Consider the following 815-nt stretch of genomic DNA (forward strand, 5'->3'; position numbering starts at 1 on the left):
CGCCGCGAGATCAGCACGCGGCCGTCCCCGCCGCGGATCACCGCGACGGCCACATGGATCGTCTCCACGGCCGGGCTCATGAGCGGTAGTCGGCGTTGATCCGCACGTACTCGTAGGAGAAGTCGCAGCTCCAGACCGTGGTGCCGGCCTTGCCGCGACGCAAATCGATGGTCACGGGGAGCTCGTCCGCAGCCATGCGCCGCGCGGCCTCCGCCTCCTCGTAATCCTCGACCCGGCCACCACCGTCGGCGATGGTGTAATCGGCGAGGTCGACGCGCACGCGGGTGACATCGAGGTCATCCACACCGGCACGGCCGACCGCGGCGAGGATCCGCCCCCAGTTCGGGTCGCCCGCGAACACGGCGGTCTTCACCAACGGGGATTCCGCCACGGCGAACGCCACCCGGGCCGCCTCGTCGTCGTCCCGGGCGCCGCGGACGGTGACCGCGATCTCGCGGGTCGCCCCTTCGCCGTCACGCACGATCGCCCGCGCCAGGGATTCGCACACACGGGAGAGGGCGGCCCGGAAGCGCTGGTAGCCCTCGGGATCGGTGTCCGGATCGATACGGGCGGCGCTGTTGCCGCTGGCGATGAGTGTGCACGCGTCGTTGGTGGAGGTGTCGCCGTCGACGGTGATGCGGTTGAAGCTCCCGGCCACGGCGTCACCGAGCAGACGCTGCACCACCGCCGGCTCGATGACCGCATCGGTGGCGAGGAACGCCAGCATGGTCGCCATGTTGGGCCGGATCATGCCCGAGCCCTTGGCGATGCCCGTGAGGGTGACGGTGCGCCCGTCGACCTGCACGCGCTCGCTG

General features: G+C 71.0%; 1 protein-coding gene. It reads right to left on the bottom strand.

The window, feature by feature from the left end; translation table 11 throughout:
• Positions 1-76 precede the first annotated feature (76 nt).
• Positions 77-815 (bottom strand): bifunctional ornithine acetyltransferase/N-acetylglutamate synthase (locus G7A99_RS22180; protein WP_163144160.1); only part of this gene is annotated, 739 nt, incomplete at its 5' end.

The sequence above is a fragment of the Arhodomonas sp. KWT genome (assembly GCF_010993615.1).